General features: G+C 70.3%; 12 protein-coding genes. All 12 read left to right on the top strand.

Going from position 1 to position 15,515, the window contains the following annotated elements:
- Nucleotides 1-9 precede the first annotated feature (9 nt).
- The 12 genes from C3488_RS01300 (at nucleotide 10) to C3488_RS01240 (ending at nucleotide 15,514) form a co-directional block, all read left to right on the top strand.
- Nucleotides 10-1,284 (top strand): acylneuraminate cytidylyltransferase, encoded by a 1,275-nt coding sequence (locus tag C3488_RS01300; RefSeq protein ID WP_103837417.1) that lies wholly within the window; start codon nucleotides 10-12, stop codon nucleotides 1,282-1,284.
- 11 nt (nucleotides 1,285-1,295) lie between these two features.
- Nucleotides 1,296-2,234, top strand: a complete 939-nt coding sequence (locus C3488_RS01295; protein ID WP_103837416.1) for an N-acetylneuraminate synthase family protein — start codon at nucleotides 1,296-1,298, stop codon at nucleotides 2,232-2,234.
- 325 nt (nucleotides 2,235-2,559) lie between these two features.
- Nucleotides 2,560-3,615: a hypothetical protein gene (locus tag C3488_RS01290; protein ID WP_374955387.1), complete on the top strand. Its 1,056-nt coding sequence runs from the start codon at nucleotides 2,560-2,562 to the stop codon at nucleotides 3,613-3,615.
- 552 nt (nucleotides 3,616-4,167) lie between these two features.
- Nucleotides 4,168-5,391 carry an amidohydrolase gene (locus C3488_RS01285; protein WP_103837415.1) on the top strand — a complete coding sequence of 408 codons (1,224 nt, stop codon included), beginning with the start codon at nucleotides 4,168-4,170 and terminating at the stop codon, nucleotides 5,389-5,391.
- A 626-nt stretch (nucleotides 5,392-6,017) separates the two neighbouring features.
- On the top strand, nucleotides 6,018-7,049 hold the full coding sequence (locus tag C3488_RS01275; RefSeq protein WP_103837413.1) for a BMP family protein: 1,032 nt from the start codon (nucleotides 6,018-6,020) through the stop codon (nucleotides 7,047-7,049).
- Between the two features lie 693 nt (nucleotides 7,050-7,742).
- Nucleotides 7,743-8,789: a BMP family protein gene (locus C3488_RS01270; protein WP_103837412.1), complete on the top strand. Its 1,047-nt coding sequence runs from the start codon at nucleotides 7,743-7,745 to the stop codon at nucleotides 8,787-8,789.
- A gap of 173 nt (nucleotides 8,790-8,962) precedes the next feature.
- The gene (locus C3488_RS01265) at nucleotides 8,963-10,672 is read left to right on the top strand and encodes an ABC transporter ATP-binding protein (protein ID WP_258053242.1); all 1,710 of its coding nucleotides are present in this window, start codon (nucleotides 8,963-8,965) and stop codon (nucleotides 10,670-10,672) included.
- Entirely contained in the window at nucleotides 10,669-11,802 is a 1,134-nt protein-coding gene (locus C3488_RS01260) for an ABC transporter permease (protein ID WP_103837411.1), read from the top strand. The genes C3488_RS01265 and C3488_RS01260 overlap by 4 nt, the downstream gene beginning before the upstream one ends.
- The gene (locus tag C3488_RS01255) at nucleotides 11,799-13,061 is read left to right on the top strand and encodes an ABC transporter permease (protein WP_103837410.1); all 1,263 of its coding nucleotides are present in this window, start codon (nucleotides 11,799-11,801) and stop codon (nucleotides 13,059-13,061) included. Before C3488_RS01260 ends, C3488_RS01255 begins: the two co-directional genes overlap by 4 nt.
- Entirely contained in the window at nucleotides 13,058-13,459 is a 402-nt protein-coding gene (locus C3488_RS01250) for a cytidine deaminase (RefSeq protein WP_103837409.1), read from the top strand. Before C3488_RS01255 ends, C3488_RS01250 begins: the two co-directional genes overlap by 4 nt.
- 91 nt (nucleotides 13,460-13,550) lie before the next feature.
- Nucleotides 13,551-14,834, top strand: a complete 1,284-nt coding sequence (locus C3488_RS01245) for a thymidine phosphorylase (RefSeq protein ID WP_103837408.1) — start codon at nucleotides 13,551-13,553, stop codon at nucleotides 14,832-14,834.
- A 95-nt stretch (nucleotides 14,835-14,929) separates the two neighbouring features.
- Complete coding sequence (locus tag C3488_RS01240; RefSeq protein WP_103837407.1) at nucleotides 14,930-15,514, top strand: Uma2 family endonuclease; 585 nt, start codon at nucleotides 14,930-14,932, stop codon at nucleotides 15,512-15,514.
- Nucleotide 15,515: the final 1 nt, after the last annotated feature.

Genomic DNA, 15,515 nt, shown 5'->3' with positions numbered 1-15,515 from the left:
GTGGACTCCATGTCGAACCCGCAAGCGGGCCGAGGCGCTTCGGCGCGCCGGGTGCTCGCGGTGATCCCCGCGCGCGGCGGCTCCAAGGGCGTGCCCGCGAAGAACCTCGCCCCCGTCGGCGGTGTGCCGCTGGTGGCGCGGGCGGTGCGCGAGTGCCTCGCGACCCGCCTGGTGACGGACGTCGTGGTGTCCACCGACGACCAGGCCATCGCCGCGACCGCGCGCCAGGCCGGCGCCGAGGTCGTGCTGCGGCCGGCCGCCATCGCCGGCGACACGGCGACCTCGGAAGCCGCCGTGCTGCACGCCGTGGACGCCCACGAGGCCCTGCACGGCGCGTCCGTCGACGTCGTCCTGCTCGTGCAGTGCACCAGCCCGTTCATCGTCCGCGAGGACATCGACGGGGTGGCCGGCGCGGTCGTCGAGAACGGGGCCGACACGGCGGTGACCGTGGCACCGTTCCACGGCTTCATCTGGCGGGACCACGAGGACGCGGCGGACGAGGTCGCCGTCGGCGCCGTGGCCGAGGCCGACGCGGCCGTCGGGGGCGGCTACGGCGTCAACCACGACAAGTCCTTCCGCCCGCGCCGTCAGGACCGCCCCCAGGACCTGCTGGAGACCGGCGCCGCCTACGCGATGGACGCGGCCGGTTTCCGCAAGCACCAGCACCGCTTCTTCGGCCGCACGGAACTGGTGCGGACGGACCCGGCGCGGGTCCTGGAGATCGACGACCCGCACGACCTGGCGCGGGCGCGGGCTCTGGCGCCCCTCTTCGACGCGGACCTCCCCGGTTCGCTGCCCACCGCTGACGACGTCGAGGCAGTCGTACTGGACTTCGACGGCACCCAGACCGACGACCGGGTGCTGATCGACGCCGATGGAAAGGAGTTCGTCTCCGTGCACCGCGGGGACGGACTCGGCATCGCGGCCCTGCGCAAGAGCGGGCTGAAGATGCTGATCCTCTCCACGGAAGTGAACCCGGTCGTCGCCGCACGGGCCCGGAAGCTCCAGATCCCGGTCCTGCACGGCATCGACCGCAAGGACCTCGCGCTGAAGCAGTGGTGCGAGGAGCAGGGCATCGCGCCCGAGCGCGTGCTCTACGTCGGCAACGACGTCAACGACCTCCCGTGCTTCGGCCTCGTCGGCTGGCCCGTGGCGGTCGCGAGCGCCCACGACGTCGTGCGCGGCGCCGCACGCGCGGTCACCACCGTCCCCGGCGGCGACGGCGCGATCCGAGAGATCGCCAGCTGGATCCTCGGCCCCTCTCTCGATTCCCTCCCCAAGTAAGGACACCCCTGATGAGCACCAACTCCCGTCTGCGTACGTTCGGTTCCCGCGAGGTCGGCCCGGGCAGGCCCGTCTACATCTGCGGCGAGATCGGCATCAACCACAACGGTGAGCTGGAGAACGCCTTCAAGCTGATCGACGTGGCCGCCGAGGCCGGCTGCGACGCCGTGAAGTTCCAGAAGCGCACCCCCGAGATCTGCACCCCGCGCGACCAGTGGGACATCGAGCGCGACACCCCCTGGGGCCGGATGACCTACATCGACTACCGCCACCGCGTGGAGTTCGGCGAGGACGAGTACCGCCGGATCGACGAGTACTGCAAGGAGAAGGGCATCGACTGGTTCGCGTCCCCGTGGGACACCGAGGCGGTCGCCTTCCTGGAGAAGTTCGACCTCCCCGCCCACAAGGTCGCCTCCGCGTCCCTCACCGACGACGAGCTGCTGCGCGACCTGCGCGCGACCGGCCGCACCGTCATCCTGTCCACGGGCATGTCGACCCCGAGGCAGATCCGCCACGCGGTGGAGGTGCTCGGCAGCGACAACATCCTCATGTGCCACGCCACCTCGACCTACCCGGCGAAGGCCGAGGAGCTCAACCTCCGCGTGATCAACACGCTCGAGAAGGAGTACCCGAACGTCCCGATCGGCTACTCCGGCCACGAGACCGGCCTGCAGACCACGCTCGCCGCGGTCGCCCTCGGCGCGGTGTTCGTCGAGCGCCACATCACCCTGGACCGCGCCATGTGGGGCTCCGACCAGGCCGCCTCCGTCGAGCCGCAGGGCCTCACCCGCCTCGTACGCGACATCCGCGTCATCGAGGCATCCCTCGGCGACGGCGTGAAGAAGGTCTACGACTCCGAGCTCGGCCCGATGAAGAAGCTGCGCCGCGTCAACGGAGTCGTCGCCGAGGCGGAGATCGCCGCGGCCGCCGGGGAGCCGGTGGCGGTCTGAGCGCCTTAACGGGACGGTCCTGAGCCGATGAGCCCCCGCGCCGGATCCGCCGGCCACCCCCACTGCACGCTCGCCTTCGTCGAGAGCCCGGTACAGCTCCTGAACGTACTGGAGTGGGCGCACGCGCACGCCCTGCGCAGCGCGGGGGGCATCGCGCCCGGGCGCCCGGCGGCGATCCCCGCGCAGGGGCGCCGGCGGCAGCTGGGGGTTCCGGCGCAGGGGGCCGGGGGCCGGGGCGGGGCGTACGACGGGGAACGGCGGGGGGCCGCACGGTACGGCGGCGGACGGCGGGGGGCCGCACAGTACGGCGGCGGACGGCGCGGGCGTGGCGGCGGAAGGCACGGTGCCGCAGGACGGTGGCGCGGCGGAAGGCACGGCGCCGGAGGGGCTCATCCTCGTGGTGCTGGCGCCCACCGACCCGATGACCCGGGGCCAGCTGCGCCGCATGGCGGAACTGGCCCGTGACGAGGGGTACGAGGTCCGCTGGGAGGAGGCGCGGGGCGGTGCCCTGGCCCCCTTTCACACCATCGGCGGCCTCGCCCCGCTGCTGCGCCGGGCGCGCCGCGTGGTGATGGGGGACCCGTTCTCCCGCTACGTCCAGTTGCTGCTGGCCATCACCGGGGCCCGGGAGCTGGTGGTGGTGGACGACGGCACCGCGACCATGGAGTTCGTCGCCCAGCTCGCCCGCGGTGAACGCCTGGTGCGCTGGCACCGCAAGGGCGGCCGCCGGAGCCCCCGGGACCTGCTGTTCGCCCCGGTGTCGTCCTCCGCGCGCCGCAGGCTGACCCCGGGCACCCGGCGCACGGTGGAGGTCTTCTCCTCGATGCCGATCGAGGAGGCCCCGGCCGGGGTCACGATCACGTCGAACGACTTCGTCTGGACGCGGGCCCGCTTCGGCCCGCCACGCCTGACCAAGGGCGCGGACCTGGTCGGCACCTCCCTCGTCGAGTCGGGCGTGGTGGACGGCGAGCGCTATCTGGAGGCGGTGCGGACGCTCGCCACGGCGCACGGGGCGACCCGCTATTTCGCCCACCGCCGGGAAAGCCCCGAGAAACTCCACAAGCTGGCGGTGGAGACGGGCCTGGAGGTGGTCCGCCCCGACCTGCCCCTGGAACTGATCGCCCGCCGCGGCCCCGTCGGCCGTACGGTCCTCAGCTTCCCCTCCACGGTCGTCCACACCCTGCCGCTGGCCCTGGTCGGCACGGAGGTCCGCGTCGCGGTGTGCGACATCGACCCGGCCTGGCTGACCGACCACGCCTCGCCCCGGGCACAGGGCTTCCTGTCCGGGGTGACGGACACGGCTCGGGGCGTGGACCGGGTGTCGTCGGTGACGGGGGGACCGGACGTGGCGGCCGCCGGGCAGGACGTCGCGGCGGGATAGACCCGCCGGCCGGACCGCAGCCTCGCGCAGGGCCTTCTCCGCGCGCGGGCGTCGTACGACACCAGGGTGGCCCGTATGAAGTCGGGCTCCTCGGCGTTCACGCGGGCCACCCCACCCGCGCGGGCGAACGGGAAGGGGCTGCTTTCACCCTTCACCACTTCGCCATGTGAGGCCGCGCACGGGTTGGGGAGTCGTAGAGGAGGTGACGCTTCCGCGACGGGAAGGCGGCGTGACGTGGTATCCGTGGTGTACGGGAATCGCTCGGAGCCCTTCGGGCGTTCACGTGACGGGACCCTCGTACACAGAAGCGGTCCCGTGCTGGGATCACCGGGCGCCTCCCACGGCGCCGGGACGCCGCCGCGGTCACCTCCACGGCCCCGTTCCCGCCCCCGGGGCGATCCCGTCGCCCGGAAAGCCGGGCGAGTTTACCCATCCCCACTGCCGACCATGCGGCGTGCGGCCAGATTTTCTTCCCCTGACGGGCTGAAGTTTTGTTGATCGCAGGGAGGCCGGCCGCCCGATCGCCTTACCCTTCAAAGGGTGAACCAATTGATGTCCCTAGAGTCCGAGGCCGATCACCCCGGGGAAGCGGTGCTTCCAGGCGCGCTGTCCGAGGCGCTGCACGCCGAACTCGTCGCCTTCCGTCGCGACCTGCACATGCACCCGGAACTCGGCCACCAGGAGTTCCGTACGACCGCCGCGATCAAGGCCCGCCTGGAGCAGGCGGGTCTCACGCCGCGCGTGCTCGACACCGGGACCGGACTCGTGTGTGACATCGGCGACCCGGACGGCGTACGCCCGATGCTCGCGCTCCGCGCGGACATCGACGCGCTCCCCATCCCGGACACCAAGACCGACTGCGCCTACCGCTCCACCGTGCCGGACCGCGCCCACGCCTGTGGCCACGACGTGCACACCTCGGTCGTCCTCGGCGCCGGGCTCGTCCTCGCCGAGCTGCACCGCGAGGGGCGGCTGCCGAGGCCGGTGCGGCTGCTCTTCCAAGCCGCCGAGGAGGTCCTGCCGGGCGGGGCCGCCGACGCCATCGAGTCCGGTGTCCTGGAGGGGGTCGGGCGGATCCTCGCCGTGCACTGCGACCCCAAGGTCGACGCCGGGCGCATCGGGCTGCGGCACGGCCCCATCACCTCCGCGTGCGACCGGCTCGAGGTCGCGCTCGACGGACCGGGCGGTCACACCGCGCGCCCCCACCTCACCACGGACCTCGTGCTCGCCGCCGCGCGTGTCGCCGCCGAGGTGCCGGGGATGGTCGCACGCCGCGTGGACGCCCGCAGCGGGCTCTCGGTCACCTGGGGCCGCATCGAGTCCGGGCACGCCTGCAATGTGATCCCGCAGCACGCCGAGATCTCCGGGACCGTACGCTGCCTGGACCTCGATGCCTGGCGGCAGGCGCCGGACCTGGTGCACGCGGCGGTCGACGAGATCGCCAACCAGTACAAGGCCAAGCCCGAGATCAACTACGTCCGCGGGGTACCGCCGGTCGTCAACGAGGCCGGTGCCACCGAACTCCTGCGCGACGCGATGACCGCGCGGCGCGGTGCCCACTCGGTGGAGGACACCGAGCAGAGCCTCGGCGGCGAGGACTTCTCCTGGTACCTGGAGAAGGTGCCCGGCGCCATGGCCCGACTCGGCGTCCGTCGCCCCGGGGACCGTGTGGTGCGGGACCTGCACCAGGGGGACTTCGACGCGGACGAGTACGCCATCACGGTGGGCGTGGAACTGTTCACGGCGGCGGCACTGCTGGACGCGCAGGAGCGGTAGGCGGTAGGCGGGCCGGGGCCGGGGCCGGCGGCTCGTGGCCCGTGGCGACGGCCCGGGCCAGGGGGCCAGGGCCGGAGCCGGGCGGCCGGACGGCCGGACGGCCGACGATCAGTGGCCGCAGGCTGGGCCGGGAGCCGGGAGCCGGGAGCCGGGAGCCGGGAGCCGGGAGCCGGGAGCCCTGGCGGCTGGTGGCCGATGGCCGATGGCCGGAGGCTGAAAGCGAGAGCCAGGCGGCCGACGGCCGGTGGCCGTCGCGGCCGCGCGGTCGTCGCCCTCGCGGCCGGGGCAGGACGTTGAAACCCCCGAGTCCGGGCGGCGGGCGACCGGTGCCGGCGGTGGGCGACCGGTGCCGGCGGTGGGCGACCCGTTTGGCGTGCCTTCGCCCCCTTGCGTCACCCGCCCGTAACCGCCGTCGCTCGGCTGTAACCCGGCGGCGGCACGAATCGATAACGGCCGCGAGAAACCCCGTTCCCCTCCCCTTCTACGCGCGTTACTGTGCGCCGAAATCGCTGCGGTGGCGGCGCTTTGGGCATGCGGACCGGTGACGGTGCCGTGGGGATGAAGGGGTGCTTGCTGTGCGTCTGATCTCTCGGGTCTCTCGGAGAACGAGGTTCTCCCAAGCTGCGGTGACCGTCGCGGTCGTCGCCCTCGCGGCCGCCGGCTGCGGCAAGTCCAGCACGGAGGCGAACAGCGACTCCGGCAAGAGCTCCTCCGGCTACACCGGCAAGGGCATCGGCCTGGCCTACGACATCGGCGGCAAGGGCGACCAGTCCTTCAACGACGCGGCGTACGCCGGTTTCCAGAAGGCCGAGAAGGACTTCAAGATCAGCGGCCGGGACATCGAGCCGCAGGACGGCGAGTCCAGCGCGGACAAGGTGCAGCGCCTGGAGCAGCTCGCGAAGGCCGGCTACAACCCGATCATCGGTGTCGGCTTCGTCTACGCGCCGGCTGTCAAGGAGGTCGCGGCCAAGTACCCGAAGATCACCTTCGGCATCATCGACGACGACACGGTCAAGGCGAGCAACGTCGCCGACCTGGTCTTCCACGAGGAGCAGTCCTCCTACCTGGCAGGCGTCGCGGCGGCGAAGGCGACCAAGAAGAACCACATCGGCTTCATCGGCGGCGTGGACATCCCGCTCATCCACAAGTTCGAGGCGGGTTTCGACCAGGGCGCCAAGTCGGTCAACCCCAACATCAAGATCGAGTCGCAGTACCTGACCCAGACGGCCCAGGAGGGCGGCTTCTCCAGCCCCGACAAGGGCAAGGACGCGGCGAACGGCCAGATCGAGGCGGGTGCCGACGTGATCTACCACGCTGCGGGCCTGTCCGGCCAGGGCGTGATCCAGGCCGCGGCCGATCACAAGGTGTGGGCCATCGGTGTCGACTCCGACCAGTACGAGCAGAGTGCGCTGGCCAAGTACAAGGACTGGATCCTCGGCTCGGCTCTCAAGAACGTCGGCGGCGCGGTCTACGACCTGACCAAGTCCGTGGTCGACGGCAAGCCCCTGACCGGCGAGGTCCGCGGTGACCTCAAGTCGGGCGGCGTGGGCTTCGCGGACTCCAACCCGAAGTACCAGGCGATGAAGGACGTCGTGGCGGCCGTGAACAAGGCCAAGCAGGACATCATCGACGGCAAGGTCGTCGTCAAGACGCAGTGACACCGTCGGCCCGGCCGACGACCGGGCGCCCTCGGCCGGAAGAGCGGGCCGGGGGCGCCCGTCCCGTTCGAGAGGCCGGGTGGGACGGGCCCTGATACACTTGATCTTGAGCTGGTCGCCGGAACTCCCGGTGCCTGGTCACGCGTTGGTGGTCCAAGGAAAGACGCCCCGCTTCCTGCGGGGAGATGCAGGTGCAAGGCCTGCCCGGCGCTCCGATACGAAACCCATCCCGTGCGCGGGATGGGTTTCGTGCGTTGTGCCCCCGCCGGTGGCTGCGCCGGACAGCGTCCGCGCGGCACCGGCATGAAAGACGCGCCGGTGGCAACCCGGTGCCGATGACCATGGGCCACGGACAGAGCGGAGCGCCGAAGGCGGCGGTCGTCCGCGCAGCCTCCGGGCAGGCTCCTCCGAGCACCCGCCCGGCCGTCCCGCAGAACTCAGCCACCCCCTTCGTCCAATCGCTTCCAGAGTCACCACTCCTCCCCCTGGCTTCACAGTCCCCGTCGACACCTCTCACACCGCATTCCCTCGCCTCCCGCAAGTGCCCCGACGCTCTCCGTAACCCGTCGAAGAGACGGTGGCCACATCTCGATAACGGACCGGACAGAAGGGGTTTTCCGTCCGGTCTACGCGCGTTACGCTGCCGCGGAACCAGCGCCTGGTATGGGCGCTTGCACGAAGGAGTCTCGTTCCATGCGCCGGGTGTCCCGAATCGCCGTCGCGGGTGCTGCCACCGCAGCCCTCGCTCTCACCGTGTCCGCCTGTGGCAGTTCGTCCACCGAGTCCGCCGGCAGCGGCAAGAGCAAGGGCATCGGCCTCGCCTACGACGTCGGCGGCAAGGGCGACCAGTCCTTCAACGACGCCGCCTACGCCGGTTTCCAGAAAGCCGAGAAGGACTTCGGTGTCGGCGGCCGTGACGTCGAGCCGCAGGACAACGAGTCCGACGCCGACAAGGTGCAGCGTCTGGAGACGCTGGCCAAGGCCGGTTACAACCCCGTGATCGGTGTCGGCTTCGCCTACGCGCCGGCCGTCAAGGAGGCCGCCGCCAAGTACCCGAAGATCACCTTCGGCATCATCGACGACAACACGATCCAGGCGAAGAACGTCGCCGACCTGGTCTTCCACGAGGAGGAGTCCTCCTACCTCGCCGGTGTCGCCGCCGCCAAGACCACCAAGAAGAACCACATCGGCTTCATCGGCGGCGTGGACGTCCCGCTCATCCACAAGTTCGAGGCCGGTTACATCCAGGGTGCCAAGTCGGTCAACCCGAACATCAAGGTCGAGACGCAGTACCTGACCCAGACCGCTCAGGAGGGCGGCTTCTCCAGCCCCGACAAGGGCGAGAACGCCGCGAACGGCCAGATCGACGCCGGTGCCGACGTCATCTACCACGCGGCCGGCCTGTCCGGTCAGGGCGTCATCAAGGCCGCCGCCACGCACAAGGTGTGGGCCATCGGTGTCGACTCCGACCAGTACAACCAGAGCGCGCTGGCCGCGTACAAGCAGTACATTCTCACCTCGGCCCTGAAGAACGTCTCCGGCGCGGTGTACGACCTCGCCAAGTCGGTCATCAAGGACAACAAGCCGCTGTCCGGCGAGATCCGCGGCTCCCTGGCCAACGGCGGTGTCGGCCTCGCCGACTCCAACCCGGTGTTCAAGGACAACGCCGACCTGCAGGCCGCGCTGAAGAAGGCCGAGCAGGGCATCAAGGACGGCTCGATCAAGGTCAAGACCTCCTGACCAGGTGGTCATAGGCCTGTCGAAGGCATGGCCGGAATAGCGCTGTCATGACAGCGTTACGGCCTGGGAACGGGGTGCGGGAAGGATCGCCGAACCGCACCCCGTTCGCGCGGCAGAATGCTCGGAACGGATCGACCGCGATCAGGTCCGGGCAAATTTAAGGCAGGGGCGCTATGCGCGTAGAGCGGCCCCTTTTCCAAGGAGAGTGCGCCATCGACGCGTCCAGCAGCCCTCCGCTCACCGCACAGTCGACGACCGCGGTCGAGCTGGCGGGGATCACCAAGCGATTCCCGGGTGTCGTCGCCAACCACGACATCCACCTCACGGTCCGCAAGGGCACCGTGCACGCCCTGGTCGGCGAGAACGGCGCCGGCAAGTCGACCCTGATGAAGATCCTCTACGGCATGCAGAAGCCGGACGAGGGCACCATCACCGTCGACGGCGAGCAGGTGAGCTTCTCCAGCCCCGCCGACGCCATCGCCCGCGGCATCGGCATGGTCCACCAGCACTTCATGCTCGCCGACAACCTCACGGTCGTGGAGAACGTGGTCCTCGGCAGCGAGAAGCTGTACGGCATCGGCGGCGGCGCCCGTAAGAAGATCAAGGAGATCTCCGACCGGTACGGGCTGAACGTACGCCCCGACGTCCTGGTCGAGGAGCTCGGCGTCGCCGACCGCCAGCGCGTGGAGATCCTCAAGGTCCTCTACCGCGGTGCCCGCACCCTGATCCTCGACGAGCCGACCGCCGTGCTGGTCCCGCAGGAGGTCGACGCGCTCTTCGACAACCTGCGCGAACTGAAGTCCGAGGGCCTGTCCGTCATCTTCATCTCCCACAAGCTGGGCGAGGTCCTCTCGGTCGCCGACGACATCACCGTCATAAGGCGGGGTACGACGGTCGGCACCGCCGTACCCTCCAAGACCACCCCCCGCCAGCTCGCGGAGATGATGGTCGGCAGTGAGCTGCCCACCCCGGAGACCGCCGAGTCCACGGTCACGGACAAGCCGGTCATCGAGGTCAGGAACCTCACCGTCTACGCCAGCGGCGGCGCCTCCCTCGGCGTGGAGGCCGAGCCCTCGGCCGGCGGGCTCACCGAGTTCGCCGGGGGCGGCGACGTGAAGCGCGTCCTCGACGACGTCACCTTCACCATCCACGCGGGCGAGGTCATGGGCATCGCCGGCGTCGAGGGCAACGGCCAGACGGAGCTCATCGACGCGCTGATCGGCCTTAAGCACGCCGACTCCGGCTCCATCGCCTTCCTCGGCGAGGACATCACCGCCTGGGCCACCCGCAAGCGCCGCGAGCGGGGCGTCGGCTACATCCCCGAGGACCGCCACCGCCACGGCCTCCTGCTCGAGGCCCCGCTGTGGGAGAACCGCATCCTCGGCCATGTCACCGAGCGCCCCAACGCCAAGGGCTTCTGGCTCGACCTCAAGAGCGCACAGGAGGACACGCGGCGGATCGTCGAGGAGTACGACGTCCGCACGCCCGGCATCGACGTCACCGCCGCCTCCCTGTCCGGCGGCAACCAGCAGAAGCTGATCGTCGGCCGGGAGATGAGCCACAAGCCGAAGTTCCTGATCGCCGCCCACCCCACCCGTGGTGTGGACGTCGGCGCGCAGGCGCAGATCTGGGACCAGATCCGCGAGGCCCGCCGCGAGGGCCTGGCCGTGCTGCTGATCTCCGCCGACCTGGACGAGCTGATCGGCCTCTCGGACACCCTTCGGGTGATCTACAACGGCCGGCTCGTCGCCGACGCCGACCCCGCCACCATCACTCCGGAGGAGCTGGGCTCGGCCATGACGGGTGCCGCGTCCGGACACCTGGAACACGTAGCGACCGACACAGACGAGGCAGACGCCGGTCCGGAGGACGAGGCCCGATGAAGAAGTTCGACAAGGAGCGGGTGCTCCTCGCGGTGGCCGGCCCGGTCATCGCGCTCGTCTCGGCGATCCTGCTGACCTCGGTCGTGCTGGTCGCCTCCGGCAAGAACCCGTTCGAGCCGTACGCGCTGATGCTCCAGCAGATCGGGTACTCCGACGTCCAGGTGCTGATCATCAACCAGGCGTCGATGTACTACCTGGCCGCGCTCGCCGTGGCCGTCGGCTTCCGGATGAACCTGTTCAACATCGGCGTCGACGGCCAGTACCGGCTCGCCGCGATGATGACCGCCGTCGTCGGCGCCCACATCGCGCTGCCGTCCTTCCTGCAGATCCCGGTGCTGATGCTGGTCGCCATGCTCACCGGCGCCTTCTGGGCCGGTATCGCGGGCGTGCTGAAGACCACCCGGGGCGTGAGCGAGGTCGTCGCGACGATCATGCTCAACGCGATCGCCACCAGCCTCATCGGCTACCTCACCCTGTCCGACGTCTGGGGTGTGCAGGTCGGCAACAACATGACGACCGGCATCATGAAGAAGTCGGGCTGGTTCCCGGGCATCAACCTGGGCGCCGACGTCGGTGAGATCTACGGCCTGGTCTTCCTCGCCGTCCTCGCGGGCGTCCTGTACTGGCTCGTCCTCAACCGCACCCGCTTCGGCTTCGACCTGCGCGCCACCGGCGCCTCGGAGACCGCCGCGGCGGCCTCCGGCGTCGACGCCAAGAGGATGGTCCTCACCGCGATGCTGATCTCCGGCGGCGTGGCGGGCCTGTCGGGCCTGCCGCTGCTGCTCGGCGACGCCCACACCTACAGCCTGAGCTTCCCGACCGGCCTCGGCTTCACCGGCATCACCATCGCCCTGCTCGGCCGCAACAACCCGGTCGGCATCGCCTTCGCCGCGCTCCTGATCGCCTTCCTCGACAAGGCGTCCCCGGCCCTCGACTACGCGACCCCGGTCGCGTACGAGAAGGAGATCGCCACGATCATGCAGGGCCTGATCGTCTTCGCGGTCGTCATCTCCTACGAGGCCGTACGCCAGTGGGGTCTGCGCCGCCAGCAGAAGCGGGTCGGCGCGGAGCTGGCCGCGGAGGCGGCCGGCAACAACAACTCGCACCAGAAGGAGGTGGCTGCCCGATGACCACCGCGACCGTCGCCAAGCCGAAGGCGCAGCAGCCCGGCAAGGGCAGCCGCCGTATCTCGCTCCCCGCACTCCTGCTGATCATCGCGGGCGTCCTGGTCCTGACCTCGGCCGTCCGTCTGATCACCGGCGCGGACGGCATCACCTCGACCGGCCAGATGTCCACCGCGCTGCGCCTGGCCGTGCCGATCGGCCTCGCCGGTCTCGGCGGCCTGTGGGCGGAGCGCTCCGGCGTCGTCAACATCGGTCTCGAGGGCATGATGATCCTCGGCACCTGGTTCGGCGCCTGGGCCGGCTACCAGTGGGGTCCGTGGACCGGTGTCGTCTTCGGCATCGTGGGCGGGGCCCTGGGTGCGATCCTGCACGCCATCGCCACCATCACCTTCAACGTGAACCACATCGTCTCCGGTGTGGCGATCAACATCCTGGCCCTCGGCACCACCCGCTACCTGTCGAAGTTCACCTTCGAGAACGCCCCGCAGGGCTCCTCCAAGCAGTCCCCGCCGATCGACTCGCTGGGCACCTTCGACATCCCGGGCCTGTCCCACTGGCTCGACACCCTGAACGGCAAGCACTGGTTCCTGGTGTCGGACATCGCGGGCCTGATCGGCGGCCTCGTCACCGACCTCTCGCCGCTCACCGTGATCGCGGTGGCCCTGGTCCCGGTCACCTGGTGGGTGCTGTGGCGCACGGCGTTCGGTCTGCGTCTGCGCTCTTGCGGTGAGAACCCGGTGGCGGCGGAGTCGTTGGGCGTGAACGTGTACAAGTACAAGTACATCGCGGTGATCATCTCCGGTGCCTTCGCGGGTCTCGGCGGCGCGTTCCTGTCGATCGTCGCCTCGAACGTGTACCTCGACGGTCAGACCGCCGGCCGCGGTTACATCGGTCTCGCCGCGATGATCTTCGGTAACTGGATGCCGGGCGGACTCGCGCTCGGCGCGGGCCTGTTCGGCTACACCGACAGCCTCAACCTGCGCGGCGGCACCACCAACGTGCACGCGCTGATCCTGCTGCTCGCCATCCTCGTGGTGTTCGGCGCGGCCTACCTCGTGTGGAAGAAGAGGTACGTTCCCGCGCTGGTCACGGCCGTGGCCGCGGCCCTGATGTTCGTGTGGTACGCCACCACGAACGAGGTCCCGGCGCAGCTCGTGACCGCCACCCCGTACATCGTCACCCTGCTGGTGCTCTCGCTGTCCGCGCAGAGCCTGCGGATGCCGAAGGCGGACGGTCTGCCGTACCGGAAGGGACAGGGCAAGTGACCGAGCCCGCGACGTTCGACTGGGCGGCCCTCAGACAGGAGGCGCGCGCGGCGATGTCCCGCGCCTACGCCCCCTACTCCGGCTACCGGGTCGGCGTGGCGGCCCTCGTCGAGGACGGGCGGACCGTCACCGGCTGCAACGTCGAGAACGCCTCCTACGGCCTGAGCCTGTGCGCCGAGTGCGGGCTGGTCTCGCAGTTGCAGAACACCGGGGGCGGCCGGCTCACGCACTTCACCTGCGTGAACGGCGAGGGCGAGCTGCTCGTCCCGTGCGGTCGCTGCCGCCAGCTGCTGTACGAGTTCGGCGGCCCGGATCTGCTGGTGGACTCTCCGGCAGGGGTCCTGCCGCTGTCGGAGATGCTGCCGCAGGCCTTCGGCCCGGACCATCTCACCAAGTAACTCCCGTGCGGCCCCTCTGAGTTGATCTCTTCGGCTCAGGGGGGCCGTACACCTTCGGACCTCCGGTCCTTCGAACCTCCGGAAGGAACCCATGGCCATGGACGCCATCTCCGTCATCCGCACCAAGCGGGACCGCGGTGAGCTGAGCGACGAGCAGATCGACTGGGTCATCGACGCGTACACGCGGGGCGAGGTCGCCGACGAGCAGATGTCCGCGCTCGCGATGGCCATCCTGCTCAACGGCATGAACCGCCGCGAGATCGCCCGCTGGACGGCCGCGATGATCGCGTCGGGAGAGCGCATGGACTTCTCGTCCCTCTCCCGCCCGACGGCCGACAAGCACTCGACGGGCGGCGTCGGTGACAAGATCACGCTGCCGCTGGCCCCGCTGGTCGCCGCGTGCGGTGCGGCGGTCCCGCAGCTGTCGGGCCGGGGCCTCGGCCACACGGGCGGCACGCTGGACAAGCTGGAGTCGATCCCGGGCTGGCGCGCGCTGCTGTCGAACGAGGAGATGCTGTCCGTCCTGGACGGTGTCGGCGCCGTGATCTGTGCGGCGGGCGACGGCCTGGCACCCGCGGACAAGAAGCTCTACGCGCTGCGCGACGTGACGGGCACGGTGGAGGCCATCCCCCTGATCGCCTCCTCCATCATGTCGAAGAAGATCGCGGAGGGCACGGGCTCGCTGGTCCTGGACGTGAAGGTCGGCTCCGGCGCCTTCATGAAGACCCTGGACGACGCCCGTGAACTGGCGCGGACGATGGTGGGCCTCGGCACGGACCACGGCGTGAAGACCATCGCGCTGCTGACCGACATGTCGACCCCGCTCGGCCTGACCGCGGGCAACGCGCTGGAGGTCCGCGAGTCGGTGGAGGTCCTGGCGGGCGGCGGCCCGGCGGACGTGGTGGAGCTGACGATCGCCCTCGCCCGCGAGATGCTCGACGCGGCCGGCGTGAAGGACGCGGACCCGGCGAAGGCCCTGGCCGACGGCTCCGCGATGGACGTCTGGCGCCGCATGATCGCTGCCCAGGGCGGCGACCCCGACGCGCCACTGCCGACGTCGAAGGAGCAGCACGTGATCAAGGCCCCGTCGTCGGGTGTCCTGACCCGCCTCGACGCCTACGACATCGGCGTCGCCGCCTGGCGCCTCGGCGCGGGCCGGGCCCGCAAGGAGGACCCGGTGCAGGCGGCGGCGGGCGTGGAGATGCACGCCAAGCCGGGCGACACGGTGACGGAGGGCCAGCCCCTGCTGACCCTGCACACGGACACGCCGGAGCGCTTCGAGTACGCGCTGCAGGCCGTGCAGGGGGCGTACGACATCGCGGCGGACGGAGCAGACTTCACGGCGTCGCCGGTGGTGCTGGAACGTATCGCCTGACCAGGCGTTTTCCCTTTCGGGTGAACGGGATCGGTGGACCGCCGCCGATCCCGTTCGGCATGCTGGGATCGGTGACGCACCGATAGGAGACCGCCATGAGCGCACTCACCGTCAGCCACGACCCCGAGCAGAGCTGGGACGAGCTCGTCCGGTTCTGGGAGGAGATGGAATGGCCTGAGGGCAGCAAGGTGGAGATCATCGAGGGGATCATCACCGTGTCACCTGCTCCTGCGTCCCGCCACAACGTCATCGCAGAACGCATCCAGCGTCGCCTCTACTCAGTCATCCCCGACGACTGGGGGGTCTTCCAGACATTGGCCATCGCCGTGCCGTCGCGGCTGGGCATGCTCATCCCGGACCTTGTAGTGGCTCCGGTGCCGCAGTGCGCGGAGACGGAGACCCATATTCCGGCGGCTCTCGCCGAACTCGTAGTCGAGGTCACGTCCAAGGCCAACGCGCGCCACGACCGTGTCAGCAAGCCCGCCGCCTACGCCACCGCCGGCATCCCGTTCTACCTGCTCGTCGACCGTTGGGCCCCTGACGGCCCTACCGCGACGCTTTACGGAGATCCGAAGAGCGACGTTTACCGCCCACTGAGCACTGCCAAGTTCGGCGAGGCCATCAAGCTTCCGGCTCCCTTCGACCTCATCATCGACACCAGCGAGTTTCCGGTCGACTAGA

The sequence above is a fragment of the Streptomyces sp. Ru72 genome (assembly GCF_002920635.1).
In the GTDB taxonomy this organism is placed as follows: Bacteria; Actinomycetota; Actinomycetes; order Streptomycetales; family Streptomycetaceae; genus Streptomyces.
This window is presented reverse-complemented; position numbering and strand designations above follow the sequence as displayed.